Raw genomic sequence first — 14,008 nt, 5'->3', positions numbered from 1 at the left:
AGACACGGTTGTGTCATGAAGAAGCTCTACTCCAGCGTCTTTCAGACTCCGCTCGGACTGATGATCGCGATGGCCGAAGACAACGGCCTCGTGTTGCTGGAGTTCTACGACCGGCCTGCTTTGCCCACCGAAGAGCATGAGTTGCAGAAGCGCTACGGCTACACCATTCTGCCTGGGCGGACACCGCATCACGATGCCATTGAGCGTGAGATAGCGGAGTACTTCGCCTGCACTCTGCAGGAGTTCACCGTCCCTCTGATTACGCCGGGCACTAGCTTTCAGCTTCGTGTGTGGAATGCTCTGCGGCAGGTTCCCTACGGTACAACCGCGAGCTACGGCGAGCTTGCAATCGCTGCCGGTACAACCATTGGCGCCTCGCGCGCGATCGGCGCGGCCAACGGACAGAACCGCCTGGCGGTGGTGATTCCGTGCCATCGGGTGATTGGCGCCGATGGATCGCTTACCGGATACGGCGGCGGGAAGCATCGCAAGGAGGCGCTGTTGAGGCTGGAGCGTGCGACCAGCTTCGATGGTCCTCCGGCAGAACAGGCATCGTTGTTTCCGGAGTAGCGGAAACAAAAGTTGAAAGTTGAAAGTTAAAAGTTGAAGCGTTAAGGCATGGGTGACTTTGAGCGCTTTGCCCCTTCGAACAAAAAGCAGAAGCGATCCCTACGGGATGACGAGCAAAAACGCGGTCGTTCCTAATCCTTCGCAGCTTCGTCGATGGCGTAGTAACCGCGGCGGGCCTGGATCTTCAACCCTTTGCCACAGTCGATCTCCTGCTTGCGGAAGGTGCCGTCGAGCTTCAGGTTGCTAGGCGTATAGCTCATCAGGTATTGCGTACGGAGCTCGTCGCTGATCTGCGTGAAGGCGTCCTTCAACTTTTTGCCGTTGGAGCCGACATCGATCATGCGGCCGCCACTCTCTTCCGCCAGCTTCTTCATGTAGCCGCCGCCACCGCCGCCAAACGCAATGCCGCCGTTGGCGTAGAAGCTGCGGTCTTCCACCAGGATGACGTAGACGATGGCATTGGCCTTCTGTGCTGTCTCAATGGAGGACTTCAGCGTCTCCTGACTGCCCTGGTCGACGCCGTCGGTCAGCATGACGATCACCTTGCGGCCTGCTTCGGGACGCAGCTTATCGTGCGCTGCCAGATATACCGCGTCATAGAGCAGCGTGCCGCGCGGGTTGCTGGTCGGTACCGGGCCGCCGCCGATGCCGGGGATACCGCCGGAGGAGGACGAAGTGTTGATACGGGCTTTGCGGATCTGACGGTCAAGCTCGCGTTGATTGTTGGTGTAGTCCGCCAGCAGGTCGACATTCACATCGAAGGTGATGAGGAAGGCCTCGTCCTTCGGCGTGAGGACATCTTTCAGAAACTCCGCGCCGGCGTCCTGCTCCATCGGCAGCATGCGCTCCATGCTGCCCGAGGTATCGAGCAGGATACCGATCGTCAGCGGAAGGCTCTTTTCCGTGGTGAAGTTCTTGATGGTCTGCGGGTTGCCGTCTTCGCGAACGGTGCAAGCGTCCTTGGTCAGGTCGGTCACGAATCCGCTCTTATCCCGGACGGAGAAGTAGGTGTTGACCAGGTTGACGTTCACCCGAAGAGTGGGCTGGGCGTCAGTGACCTCCTGTGCCGCGTTCGGGGCAGAGCTCATGGGTGGAGCGCCGCCGGGGGACGGGGCCTCCTGGGCGAGCGCCGCGGCGCACGCCAGGCTTAACACTGCTGCAACACACCACTTCGTTCGCTGCATATCATCCTTTTAGACGCCGTTTCCGCCCATTGGTGCACGTTAGGGCGCGTCATCAAACTCCTGACGCCGCAACCCAAAGGACCGGGGCAGGACTTTTGATGACATGCCCCAGCAACCCCAACCATACTCCAGCGTCAAAAACTATAGAAAGCGGTGACTCTGAATCACCGCGCTGGTAGTCTTCTATAGGTAGGAAAGCGAGGCAAGATCTAGTGAAACTGGGACTTATGGCGGGCGTCATGGCAGTTGCCCTGGCGGGGCAACAGTCGACGCAGCAATCGGCACAGCAGCAGGCCATCCCGGACGCTCCTTCGGCCGCGCCCTCACCGATCTTTTCGGGCATTGCGCCCGGCAAAGGTACGGTGCCCGACGCTCCCAAGCCGGCGAACGAAAACCAGATTCCGCAGGCGGCAAAGCCAGCTGTTCCGGACGACAACCCAGGCCCCCCGCCGGATCTTCCGGCGCCGGGTGAGGCTCCGCAGTACGTTCTGCGTACGAACGTCAACTTCGTGCAGGTGCCCTTTACCGTCAAAGACAAAAAGGGAAATCTGGTCTACGGCCTGACCTGGCGCGACGTACGCGTCTATGAAAACAATCTTCGTCAGGACCCGAAGCTCTTTACCGTGGATCCCTTTCCGCTCTCCATCGCCCTGGTCATCGACCAGAGCCTGCCCTACAACGTCATGGAGAAGGTGAACGCATCGCTCGGAGCTCTGCCGGGTGCCTTTACCCCCCAGGACGAGGTGGCGGTCTTTACCTATAACAACGGAACCAAGAAACAGACGGACTTTACCGGATCACAGTCGGCTCGCCTGCCCGCGATTCTGGAACGGTCGAAGTCAAAGGGCCGCGAGGTCGATCTCTACGACAACAGCGGTCCGCTGGCTCAGACCACGACCATCAATGGCCGCCAGTTCGATCCCAATACCTCACCCCGGCGCAACCAGCAGGGCATGACGCTGACCATTCCGAAGGAACAGCACACCCTGAACGACGCGATCTTCGCCGCGGCGCAGGAGCTTTCTACACGTCCGAAAGACCGTCACCGGGTAATTTATGTCATTACTGACGGCAAGGAGTATGGCTCCAACGCCAAGTTCACCGAGGTTCGCCGCTATCTGCAGACTAACCAGATCTCGGTCTGGGGCACGCTGGTAGGCGACTCGGCCGCCTGGGGCCTGGGATGGGTGGAGAAGTTCCACATGCCGCTGATGATGCAGGACAACATCCTACCCAAGTACGTCAATGCCACCGGCGGAACGATGTATTCCGAGTGGAGGCAGCGCGCCATCGAAGACAGCTTTGCCGAGATCGGCCGCACCATGCGCGCCCAATACACCATTGGCTATTACAGCAAGAACTTTATCGATGGAAAGTACCGTTCCATCGATGTGCGTGTGATGCGTCCGAACCTGACCGTCACCGCGAAGGAAGGTTACATTCCGAGCCTCCGCGATGCCCGGGAGAACATCCCGACCCGCGTTCGATAACACCAAAAGGCTCAGTTCCCGGCCACACAATTGGCCATGGGAACTGAGCCTTTTTGTTTGCAGCAACTTACGCACCTCAAGACGGTGCTGCCGCATCAGTATCACTGACGACCCAAATGCAAGCTCTCCTTCACTCGAATGCCATCTTCGGTCTGCTGGCCGCCATCTTCTGGGGTGGCGGAGATTTCTGCGGCGGCCTGGCGTCGAAGCACTCCGGTGGAACGGTGCCCGCAGCCCTGCGGGTGGTGTTGCTGTCGCACACCATCTCCATGACGGCAGTCTGTTTGATCGCCTGGTCCCTGGGCGACCCGATCCCGGGCAGGATGGCCATTCTTTGGGGACTTGTCGCGGGTATAGCCAACGGCTTGGCGTTGGCGGTCTTTTACGTCTCGCTCTCAGGCGGAGCGATGGGCGCTGCGGCCGCGATCAGCGGCTTGCTGGCTGCGGCACTGCCGGCGGTGATTTCGGCCTTTACCGAGGGATCGTCGGGCTGGCGACGCTATCTGGGTTTTCTGCTGGCAGCAGTGGCGATCTGGTTCATTGCCGGAGCGGAAGGCGAACACGAGCTGGCAGAGGCGGCGCATGCCCATGCCAAGCGGTCGACTTGGCTGGCGCTGGCGGCCGGCCTGGGCTTCGGCATCTTTTTTACGGCAATCAAGTGGGCTGGCGAGGGAAGCAAAGGAGTTCTGCTGCCGATGGCCACCACCCGTGTGGGATCGCTGGCAACCTGCGCCATCACCCTTGCCCTGATCAGCGCCGCCGGTCGCCGGAAGGGCGCACCGGCGGGCGAGTTTTCGCTGTCGCGGAAGTCGGTTTACTGGGTACTGGCCGGGTGCGTTGTCGATACCTCCGGCAACCTGTTCTATATCGCGGCAACGCAGGCGGGGCGGCTGGATGTGGCAGCCGTGCTGGGGTCACTCTACCCGGCGTCCACCATCATTCTGGCCAGCCGAATTCTGAAAGAACGCACCACGGCGCGGCAGAATTTCGGCTTCGCACTTGCGGTAGCCGCGGCAGTGCTGATTACGCTGTAACACAGCGTCAATTGCTCCGAGCCGCCTGGCGTGCTACGGTCGAAGATGACGAGGTGACCTGTTTTGCCCCTTTCACAGCCCAGCCGTGTGCATGAGCTCTCTTCCGAAGAGATGGCTATCTACCGCACGCTGGACCCCGCCCGTATTCCTGAGCACGTTGCGATCATCATGGACGGCAATGGACGCTGGGCCGGTAAACGGCTGTTAAAGCGATTCTTCGGCCACAAGCAAGGCGCCGAGTCCGTGCAGTTTGTCGTCGAGACAGCGACGCGTATCAACCTCCCGTGGTTGACGCTCTACGCCTTTTCCATCGAGAACAACCTCCGCCGGCCGAAGTCGGAGGTCAACTTCCTGATGAAGCTGCTGAAGAGCTATCTGGTCTCGAATTTGAAGCGGATGAACGACAACAACGTCCGCATGAACTACATCGGCCGCCTGACCGAGCTTCCTGCCGAAGTGCAGGAGAGCATGCAGTGGGCGCAGGAACAGACAGCGAAGAATACCGGCACCACGCTGACCCTGGCGCTGAACTACGGCTCGCGTTCAGAGATCGTGGATAGCTGCCGCGCCATTCTGCGTGAGGCGATCGCCGCCGGCAAGACTGGCGAAGAGCTGCTCAACGCCATCAATGAAGAGACGATCGGACCGCGGCTGTACACCGGCCAGATGCCTGACCCGGATCTGCTGGTACGCACCTCAGGCGAGATGCGCATCTCGAACTTCCTGCTGTGGCAGATCGCCTACTCTGAGATCTTCGTGACACCACGCCTATGGCCTGACTTCCGCGGAGCGCATCTGCTGGAAGCCATCGCTGCCTATCAGGGACGCGAGCGCCGCTATGGTGGCCTGGGCGATTCCACGACTGATGAAGAAACGCTTGAGGGCACAGCAGCTGAAGCCGAAGCACTTGTTAAATAGTTGAATGGTTGAATTGTTGAATGGTGTGAAGCTGACGCCGTGCGCTGGGCTTTTACTATTCAACGATTCAACTATTCAACCAGCTTTTCTTGCTCCTTACGCCCCGCACCTAGTACCTTCCCTTTAGCACTCATGCAACGGATTCTTACCGCCACAGTTTTAATTCTCGCCGTCGCGGCTTTGCTGTGGTTCGGCAATCACTATCCATGGCTTCTGCTGTTGGCGGGATCACTGGTCGCATTGCTTGCGGGGTTTGAGTACACCAGCCTGGTCAATCTCTCCGGAGCGAAGATTCCCTACTGGTGGACCGGCGTCGCCATCCTCACCTTCTTCGCGGCGACGTTCTTCAGACCCGACCTGCAGTTGCCGGTGCTGACACTACTGGCGTTTTCGCTCTTCGTGATCTCGCTGTTTGCTGAGCCTACGGCGCGTGTATTGAAAGACGCTGCTGCCGGAGCGTTTGGCCTGCTATACATTGCCTGGCCGCTCTCGCTGCTGTATCTGCTGGCCTCCCAGTCGACCGGGCTGCTGATCTTCCTCTTCGTCTGCGTGTGGTCTGGCGATATCGCTGCTCTGTATATCGGGCGGGCGATCGGCGGAAAGAAACTGGCGCCGTCGATCTCACCAGGCAAGACATGGTCGGGATCGATCGCTTCGGTCGTTGCGTCCGTTCTGCTGGGGCTGTTGCTTACGTGGTTCGGACAGTGGCTTGCGGCGCATGGGCAGTCGATTCTGGATGTCGGTCTGAGCCTGCTGCAGGTACCGGTCTTCGCGGCGCTGATCAATGTCGCGGCACAGATCGGCGACCTGTTGGAGTCAGCCATCAAACGCGGTGCCGGTGTAAAAGACTCCGGCAATCTTCTGCCCGGGCACGGCGGTATTCTGGATCGCATCGATGCACTGCTGTTTGCGGCCCCGGTGCTGTACTACGCGCTGCTACTGCAGTCTTTCTAGTTGCTGGTTGCTAGTTCCTGGTTGCTGGATGGAAACATCGACATACTCGTTCTGGCGGTGTTTGGCATTCGAGCGGCGCTCAAATGTGTCGGGTGTTTCCCCGCCGGGGTGCCCGTCCTCGCGGAGCTAGGGCGGGCAAGGAAGCCCAGAATTCCAACAAACCCATACACCGGGTGCCCCACATACGCGAAGCTTATGTGGGATATCGCGCTACGCGCGACCGCTTTTCTCTGTCACACGATTCAGTCTCGAATCACACTCACTGCTACCCTAATCGTGCATGTTGGTGATCGTCGAAATTCCGGATGAATTCGCCTCCCAGATCATTCCTACTGGAATCAGTGGCCCCCGTTTTCTTCTGGAAGAATCTGTGGCCGGTGCTTATCGGGAACATCGGCTGACGATGGAACAAGTCCGTCAGGTGCTTGGCTTCGAAACCCGCCTGCAGGTAGATGGATTCCTGCAGCAACACGGAGTCTTCGACTACACCATTGACGATCTGGACCACGACCTTCGCATTCTGATTTAGCTGCCACCACCGATACTCGATCTTTTTGCCATCCCGTAGGGATCTGCTTCTTCGTCTGATTCTCCCCCCACTCTTGAGGTAGAAAAGCAGATTTCTCCGCTGCGCTGCGAAATGACAAACAAAATGACAAAGTCATAGCCGCAAAACGCTAAACGCTAGAATTGAGGAGCAATGTCCGTAAAGAAGATCGCTATCCTCGGCTCTACCGGATCCATCGGCACCAGCACCCTTTCTATCTGCGAAAGCTTTCCGGATCGATTTCAGCCCGTCTCGCTTGCTGCCGGACGCAACCTCGATGTAGCCGTTGCGCAGTGCAAGCAGTGGCGGCCGCGGCTGGTCTCCGTGGCGACCGAAGAACTGGCTGACCAGCTTGCCGCGCGGCTGCGCGCGGAAGGCGTGACTGGTGTTGATGTATTGCATGGCACCGCCGGGACCATTGCCGTGGCGACGCTGCCAGAGGTCGACTTTGTTGTCTCTGCTATCGTCGGCGTCTCAGGGCTCGAGGCTACATATGAGGCGGTCAAAGCCGGCAAGGACATTGGCCTGGCGAACAAAGAGGCTCTGGTCGCCGCGGGCGAGCTGATCATCGCCGAGGCGCGGCGGAACAACGTTGCTCTGCTGCCGATCGATTCCGAGCACAATGCCATTCATCAGTGCATGCGCGGTGGTGCTCCGGCCGAGGTAAAGCAGATCTGGCTGACGGCCTCCGGCGGCCCTTTCCGAAACACACCTCTGGATCTGTTCGCGTCCATCACGCCGGCGCAGGCGTTGAAGCACCCGACCTGGGTGATGGGTCAGCGGATCACCATCGATTCGGCAACCATGTTGAACAAAGGCCTGGAGATCATTGAGGCCTGCCGGCTCTTCGATCTGCCTGCTGCAAAGGTCCAGGTGACGATTCACCCCCAGTCGACCATTCACTCGTTGGTGGAGTATGTGGATGGCAGCATCCTGGCGCAGCTTTCGGTTACCGACATGCGGCTGCCGATTCTGTACGCCATGGCCTTCCCGGAGCGAATTCCTTCCGACCTGACCTTCGACATGAAGTTATTGAGCCAGTTGGACTTCCAGCAGCCTGACTTTGCCCGGTTCCCCTGTCTGCGGCTGGCTTATGAGGCCGCCGAGGCCGGTCCCGCGCATTGCATCGCCCTGAATGCGGCGGACGAAATCGCGGTCGCAGCATTCCTGGAAGGACGTATTCCCTTCCTTGGGATTCCTCGTACAATAGAATCAGTGCTCCAGCTAACCAAGCCCGGCCATCCCGCGTCCATTCAAGCGGTGCTTACGGCAGACCATGAGGCTCGACAGCTTGCACGCGAGGTAGCCCTGAGCCAGGCTGCCACCCACTGAGGTCACCGACACACTCCCAATGACAACCATTATTTATCTCGCCATCGTGCTGGGCATTATGGTGCTCGTGCATGAGCTCGGCCACTTCCTTGCCGCCAAGTGGTGTGGTGTTCGCGTTGAAACCTTCTCCATCGGCTTTGGCCGCCGACTTATCGGCTTCCGCCGCGGAGACACGGATTACCGGCTCTCTCTGTTGCCCTTTGGTGGCTATGTGAAGATGGCAGGCGATAATCCCGGCGAAGAACCGTCCGGTGATCCCGGTGAGTTCAATGCGCATCCCCGCTGGCAACGCGTGATCATTGCGCTGGCAGGACCGGTTGCGAACTTCATCCTGGCCTTCGCCATCATGACTTTCGTGTTCCACTTCCATAACGAGGTGGATGAGTACATCTCCGGACCGGCGCGTGTGAACTACGTTGTGAAGGGCTCTCCGGCAGACGCCGCAGGCCTGCGTAGCGGTGACACGATTGTCCACTTCGACAACGCCGAGAATCCGGACTGGGAAGGCGTCCTGCGCCGCGCCGCGTTGAACATGAACCAGACCGTGGCGATGAGCTACCTGCATGACGGGCAGCGCGTGAATACCCGCTTCAACGTCAACGTTGGCAAGACTACCGAGTTCAACGCCGAAGCGATGCAGAGCCTGGGCATGGTTCCGACGATGCAGGATGCACCGATCGGCGTCAATGAGGTGGATGGAGGAACTCCGGCGCAGCGTGCCGGTCTGCAGCCGGGCGACAAGATTCTCGCGATTGACGGCCTGCAGCTTCGCTCTGTTCCCGCACTGCTGGCTTATCTGAGCGACCAGGCCGGAAAGACCTCAACGCTGCAGGTCCTGCGCGACGGCAAGACACTGACAACGAACGTCACGCCGGAGATCGGCGACATCGGCAACGGCATCAAGAAGTATCGCCTTGGCTTCCGCCCGGCACAGATGCCTCTCCGTATCTCGCAGTTGCCGTGGGGCGAGGCGGTCGTGCAGTCGGTCCAGGAAAACTGGAAAGACTCAACCATGATCGTCGAGGTGCTGAAGCGGATGTTCACCCACCAGGTCTCGGTCAAGAGCCTCTCCGGGCCGATTGGTATCGGCCAGCAGATCGGCGCGGCCGCGCGCGACTCAGTGTGGACGGTCTTCCGCCTGATGGCGATGATCTCGATCAACCTCGGCATCTTCAACCTGCTGCCGATTCCGATTCTGGATGGCGGCATGATCCTGATGCTGATTGTGGAATCTGTCATCCGCCGCGACCTGAACCAGCAGCTCAAGGAGCGGGTCTACCAGGTAGCTTTCGTCTGCCTGCTGCTCTTCGCGGCCATGGTGATCTTCAATGACATCTCGAAGCTGGGATGGTTTGCGAAGCTGAAACCGTAGTTTGTCTTTATGGCATTGCAAAGCCCGGCGTATAACGCCGGGCTTTTGCTTTTTGGGCGTTGCCAGGGTAAACCTGATTACACAGATTTACTTCTTGAGTGCTACCGCCTCCGCCTCGTAGCAAGCGGCCGGGTCCCCCGAGTACTGCTCGTAAAGTTGGCGCAGTTCACACTCTCCTTCTCCCACCACCTTGAGGAACTGCTGCACCAACTCGATTGCCTCTTCCTTCGAGTCCGCCTTCAACAGAGCAAATCCACCCACCACCTCTTTCGCCTCGGTGAAAGGCCCATCCGTTACGCTGATCTTGTCGTCAGAGCGCCGAATCCGCACACCAAGAGCCGAAGGCAGGCAGCCCTCGGTGGCGAGAAGCCAGCCCTTGGTAAAACCTTCCTCGATCAGCGTGCCCATGGTTGCCATCTCTTCCGGGGAGGGAGGGGTGTTTCGTTCAGGCGCCTTGTAGATGCTTAGAAATTTCATCGTTGTCTCCTTAGAAACGTTCGGGTTGCGAGCTGGGCTATTCGAGGCCATCAGTCTGCGAAGTCCGAGCTCTATCTATGCGTCGAATCAGGGTTCCCTTATTCGACAAAAGAATTAGAAAAATGTTTATTTTTCTTTTGCGATCATCTCGGACAGGTCCCAGTACCGCTCCGTCACCTCAGGCCGAATTTATCGATGCAATCGGTTGCCGGCCCCACCACAGGGCGAACCCTCCTTTGCCGTGCCCCTTACATCGCTCCACGATATTGTTGTCCTGAGGATGGCAACTCGCCTCCTTGCAAGGAGCATCAAAAATCTGTTGGAATTATTTCTCCAAGCGCATCCATTCATCTGCCGGAGCCCCTCTTGAAGAAGACAGTACTGTCTACGGAACTCTTCGGGAAAGAAAGTGTATTTACCGAAACAGGGAAGAATTTTCTTGCTGCCATCATTGCATCGTCGGAGGACGCAATCATCACCAAAGATCTGGATGGAATCATCACAAGCTGGAACGAAGGGGCCCGTCGCATCTTTGGTTACCAAGCAGAAGAGATCGTGGGTCAGTCCATCCGGCGCCTTATCCCCGAAGAGTTGCAGCATGAAGAAGATGCGATTCTGGCCAAACTCCGCGCTGGAGAGCGCATCCGGCATTTCGAAACCACGCGGGTCAGGAAGAATGGGGAGCGATTCCCCATCTCGGTCACGATCTCGCCGGTTAAGGACGACTCTGGAGTCATCATCGGAGCATCCAAAATCGCCCGGGATATCTCGGACCGGCGGCGCGCCGAAGAGAACCGTTTCCGGCTCGCTGCGATTGTCGATTCGGCAGATGATGCCATCATCAGCAAGGACCTGAACGGCATTGTCACCAGCTGGAATAAAGGAGCGCAGCGCCTTTTCGGTTACCTGGAAGAAGAGATGATAGGACAGCCGATCCTGCGTCTGATTCCGGAAGAGCTTCAGTATGAGGAAAAAGAGATCCTGGAGAAGTTACACGCCGGCGAGAAGGTAGAGCATTACGAGACCACTCGTCTCAGCAAGAACGGCGATCTGCGCCAAGTCTCCATCACCATCTCGCCCATCCGCAATGACGCAGGTAAAGTGATTGGGGCCTCCAAGATTGCCCGCGATATCTCTGAACGCAAGAAGATGGAATTTTTACTGGTCCAGGCCGAAAAACTTGCGGCTACGGGCCGCATGGCGGCAGCCATCGCCCACGAGATCAATAACCCGCTCGCCTCGGTGTTGAACCTTATCTTCCTTGCCCGCCAGAGCAGTGCTTCCAGAGCGGAGATCCAGGAGTATCTCGGCACAGCCGAGAGCGAGCTTGAACGCGTCTCTCACATTGCGAGGCAGACACTCGGTTATTACCGCGATAACGCATCGCCCTGCGAGGTCCACCTCCACGATCTGGTCCAGAATGTCCTCTCGGTCTACCGGACCCGGCTCCAGGCGCACAACATTGTGCTGGAAACGACGTTCAACGATCTGAGAAAGATTAAGGTCCGGCCCGGAGAGATGATTCAGGTGTTGTCAAATGTCATTTCTAATGCAATGGACGCGATGCCCCTCGGCGGCTCCATGTCGATTACGGTTGCACCGACCAAGAAGGTAGATCGTAATGGAGTTCAAATCACAGTCCGGGATACGGGCAGTGGTATTCCCCGCGAGCATCTCGACAAGGTCTTTGAACCGTTCTTTACCACGAAGGGAAACCTCGGAACCGGTATTGGTCTATGGGTAGCGAACCAGCTTGTCCAACGTCATCATGGCCAGATCTCCATCTCCAGCAGTACGGAGCGAGGCGACAGCGGAACAACGGTAACAATCTACCTGCCATTTGGCAGTTTTGAAGGGACAACAACGAAACCCAATGGTGCTCAGCGTGATAGCTAACCGGCATGCTATAGAGCGATATTTGCAACCAGTCGTCCGTCTGGCAGACGGTTCAGAGCCTGCTCTCTCTGTTTTTAGCCTGTCGAAATCGGATCAAAAAGGATCTTCGCCGGCAAGGATTCGGGTTCTGGTAGTCGATGACGAGAAACTTCTGGCCGATACGACCGCGGCAATTCTTCGCGGAGCCGGTTTCGACGCAAAGCCGGTATACGGCGGATGGCAGGCTGTGGAGACAGCTCGATCCTTTGAGCCGGACTGCCTTCTTACCGATGTCAAGATGCCGGAGATGAATGGCATCGAACTCGCGCTCGTTATCTCCAAGATGCTTCCCGCCACAACGATTGTGCTTTTTTCCGGGCAAGCAGGAATCACGGATCTCCTCGATGACGCTCGTGACAACGGTTACGAGTTTCCATTGCTGGCCAAACCCGTGCATCCGCTGGCGCTCATAGAAAGGTTGAAGGACCTGACCCGCCAGAAATAATGCTTTCCGCAGAGGATCCAGCCTGGCTGGCTGGCAAAAGGTCCAGGCGCCATTTCCGTCGTGTTAGAGCAATTCTCCTAACGCTGTGTTGCTGGGCATCCCGGTAGAGAAAGTGCAGCGGGGGGGGGTCATTGTGGAAAACGCCGATAGATGCGGAATCCCTACATTACATCTACAGGAAAAATCCTCTAGGCCAGCGGAAGTTCCAGGTGAAAAACGGTCGCAAAGGGCGCGGCATAATTTCCAAGGACAAGACGTCCACCACACCGGATTGCGAGCTCTCTGGCCATCCAAAGACCGACGCCTGTGCCGATGTCCGTTTTGGTGGTGAAGAAGGGCTCGAAGAGATGACTGAGCACCTCGGCCGGGATGCCCGGCCCGTTGTCCAGAATCCGGATACAGGCAACCTCTCCCTGAGAACAGACCTCGACCACGATCTCTCCCATACCTTCTCCTACGGCATCGCAGGAGTTATTCAGGAGGTTGATCAGGATCTGGGTTACATCTTCTTTTGGAGCGCTGGTCCTCGCCGGGCTCTTCTCAACCATCCTGATCTGGCACCCCTTGGATGCGCACCGCGCTGCGAATAAATCGACGGCCTCCTTCGCAATCTCGTGAAGATCGGCGGGGCCTCCCTGAGCGAACGCCCGCTGCGTCGGGAGATGTCTCGCAACCGTGCTCAAGCGTCTGATCTGGGTGTGCGCTACTGCAAGGTATTCGCGAGACTCTTCCGACAAGGCCGGATCAGACAGCGCGAGATAAATCAGGTTCGTCAGCGCCGCCAGCGGATTATTGAGTTCGTGCGCAATGGTGGAAGAAAGGCGGCCGATTGCTGCCAGTTTTTCCGACCGGATCAACGCTTGCTCCGACCGCTTCCTGCTGTCTACGTTGCTTGTGATGCCGATCCAGGTATGCGGTCTTGTGGTCGATGGTTTCCCGCGGGCCTCAAGCCAGTGCATCTCGCCATTGGGCCATAGACACCGGAACTCAATCTCGAAGGGCGCGTTTTTTGCCAGCGCGTCCTGGTACAACTGCGACACGCGATTACGATCGTCCTCATAGACAAGCTCCAATGAGGTCTGAGGAGTGGATGCATCGAGGAGCGATCGCCCAAAGACATCCAGGCCATCCTCTTCCCATGTCATACGGGTGGTCGAAAGATTGTAGGACCACGCTACGGCCTTTGAAGCTCTCTGTGCCTCGGTCAGAACTTCTCTGCGCGCGCTGAGCTCTGATAAAGCAAAGGCCAGGCGATCACGATTCCGTCTCTGCCACTCCCAGCCGGCAGCAAAGGCACAACCAACTCCAAAGGTTACGGTTGCTCGCAGCACAGCTCGCACCGGATGGTCGCCATGATCCAGCTCGATGAATTTCCTCCATGCACCCAAACCCATCGAGAAGGAAGCCACGATCCCGGCAGGGATTCGCTGCCAGAGAGTAATCGCCCCAACAAAGAGCAGGGCCAGCGCAAACGGTACGTGCTTCAGGACCTCAACATGCAGACTGACACGTGTGAGGAGAAAAGGGAAAAAAATAGCCGCGATCAGCCCGCCAATCGTTCGCAGGGAAAGGACCTTACCGCGGGGTATCGAGCCGAAGCGAGAAGACATGCGCATTCAAATTCTCAGATATCGGCGCAAGTTTCTCCGATAAAGAGACAATATATCGATTCAATCAGGCTGAAGTGGTTTAAAGATAGCCTCTTTCTTTCGCGACGATCATTGAATTTATTCGATTCGGGGTTACGGTT

The 14,008-nt window shown here is 57.9% G+C and carries 13 protein-coding genes; 10 read left to right on the top strand and 3 right to left on the bottom strand.

From position 1 onward, the window contains the following. Positions 1 to 15 precede the first annotated feature (15 nt). The gene (locus AB4Y89_RS15810) at positions 16 to 570 is read left to right on the top strand and encodes a methylated-DNA--[protein]-cysteine S-methyltransferase (protein ID WP_442301903.1); all 555 of its coding nucleotides are present in this window, start codon (positions 16 to 18) and stop codon (positions 568 to 570) included. Positions 571 to 701: 131 nt separating this feature from the next. Here the strand turns inward: AB4Y89_RS15810 and AB4Y89_RS15805 are convergent, their stop codons facing one another. Beyond that, positions 702 to 1,754, bottom strand: a complete 1,053-nt coding sequence (locus AB4Y89_RS15805) for a VWA domain-containing protein (protein WP_442301902.1) — start codon at positions 1,752 to 1,754, stop codon at positions 702 to 704. 212 nt (positions 1,755 to 1,966) lie between these two features. Between AB4Y89_RS15805 and AB4Y89_RS15800 the strand changes: the two genes are divergently transcribed. From AB4Y89_RS15800 to rseP, 7 genes are all read left to right on the top strand, one after another. Then, on the top strand, positions 1,967 to 3,244 hold the full coding sequence (locus AB4Y89_RS15800) for a VWA domain-containing protein (protein WP_442301901.1): 1,278 nt from the start codon (positions 1,967 to 1,969) through the stop codon (positions 3,242 to 3,244). Between the two features lie 116 nt (positions 3,245 to 3,360). Beyond that, a complete protein-coding gene (locus tag AB4Y89_RS15795) occupies positions 3,361 to 4,278 on the top strand; it encodes an EamA family transporter (protein WP_442301900.1) in 918 nt (305 codons plus the stop codon). Positions 4,279 to 4,389: 111 nt separating this feature from the next. After that, positions 4,390 to 5,196, top strand: a complete 807-nt coding sequence (locus AB4Y89_RS15790; RefSeq protein ID WP_442302013.1) for an isoprenyl transferase — start codon at positions 4,390 to 4,392, stop codon at positions 5,194 to 5,196. A gap of 132 nt (positions 5,197 to 5,328) precedes the next feature. Further along, positions 5,329 to 6,150 (top strand): phosphatidate cytidylyltransferase, encoded by an 822-nt coding sequence (locus AB4Y89_RS15785; RefSeq protein ID WP_442301899.1) that lies wholly within the window; start codon positions 5,329 to 5,331, stop codon positions 6,148 to 6,150. Between the two features lie 286 nt (positions 6,151 to 6,436). Continuing rightward, entirely contained in the window at positions 6,437 to 6,679 is a 243-nt protein-coding gene (locus AB4Y89_RS15780) for a UPF0175 family protein (protein WP_442301898.1), read from the top strand. Between the two features lie 171 nt (positions 6,680 to 6,850). Next, entirely contained in the window at positions 6,851 to 8,029 is a 1,179-nt protein-coding gene (locus AB4Y89_RS15775; protein WP_442301897.1) for a 1-deoxy-D-xylulose-5-phosphate reductoisomerase, read from the top strand. Between the two features lie 19 nt (positions 8,030 to 8,048). After that, complete coding sequence (rseP, locus tag AB4Y89_RS15770) at positions 8,049 to 9,401, top strand: RIP metalloprotease RseP (protein ID WP_442301896.1); 1,353 nt, start codon at positions 8,049 to 8,051, stop codon at positions 9,399 to 9,401. 87 nt (positions 9,402 to 9,488) lie between these two features. Here the strand turns inward: rseP and AB4Y89_RS15765 are convergent, their stop codons facing one another. Continuing rightward, positions 9,489 to 9,878, bottom strand: a complete 390-nt coding sequence (locus AB4Y89_RS15765; protein ID WP_442301895.1) for a YciI family protein — start codon at positions 9,876 to 9,878, stop codon at positions 9,489 to 9,491. 366 nt (positions 9,879 to 10,244) lie between these two features. Between AB4Y89_RS15765 and AB4Y89_RS15760 the strand changes: the two genes are divergently transcribed. Both AB4Y89_RS15760 and AB4Y89_RS15755 read left to right on the top strand, forming a co-directional pair. Then, positions 10,245 to 11,774: a PAS domain S-box protein gene (locus tag AB4Y89_RS15760; protein WP_442301894.1), complete on the top strand. Its 1,530-nt coding sequence runs from the start codon at positions 10,245 to 10,247 to the stop codon at positions 11,772 to 11,774. 22 nt (positions 11,775 to 11,796) lie between these two features. After that, positions 11,797 to 12,258, top strand: coding sequence for a response regulator (locus tag AB4Y89_RS15755; RefSeq protein WP_442301893.1), 462 nt, complete (start codon positions 11,797 to 11,799; stop codon positions 12,256 to 12,258). Positions 12,259 to 12,446: 188 nt separating this feature from the next. On the opposite strand, the gene AB4Y89_RS15750 is transcribed toward AB4Y89_RS15755, so the two are convergent. Further along, a complete protein-coding gene (locus AB4Y89_RS15750) occupies positions 12,447 to 13,868 on the bottom strand; it encodes an ATP-binding protein (protein WP_442301892.1) in 1,422 nt (473 codons plus the stop codon). Positions 13,869 to 14,008 lie beyond the last annotated feature (140 nt).

Origin of the sequence: Terriglobus sp. 2YAB30_2, assembly GCF_052114765.1 — a bacterium.
Classification (GTDB): Bacteria; Acidobacteriota; Terriglobia; order Terriglobales; family Acidobacteriaceae; genus Terriglobus.
Note: the sequence above shows the minus strand (reverse complement) of the source record. Positions and strands in the feature narration are given on the sequence as shown.